The organism is Kistimonas ophiarachnellae (assembly GCF_057552235.1).
The window spans coordinates 1-208 of record NZ_BAAJPA010000106.1 but is presented as its reverse complement, the minus strand read 5'-3'; the positions used below and the strand labels follow the sequence as shown (position 1 = coordinate 208).

General features: G+C 56.2%; 1 protein-coding gene. It reads left to right on the top strand.

Annotation, left to right across the window (positions count from 1 at the left end):
• The coding region (locus AC27K1_RS21845; protein ID WP_487152904.1) for a VCBS domain-containing protein at nucleotides 1–208 on the top strand (208 nt) is incomplete at both ends.

Sequence of the window (208 nt, the reverse complement as noted above, 5' to 3'; positions counted from 1 at the left end):
CAGTGACTTCCAGGACCTAGCCGCGGGAGAAACCCGTCAAGTCACGTTTACCTATGTAGCGGTTGATGATTCCGGTGAAGGGAATGCCACCAGTGAACCGGCGACGGTCACGATTACGATTACAGGGACTAACGACAAGCCTACTGCCGAAGTGGTGAGTGTCAGTGCCACGGAAGATGGTGCGGCAGTGACCGGCAATTTCAGCGCC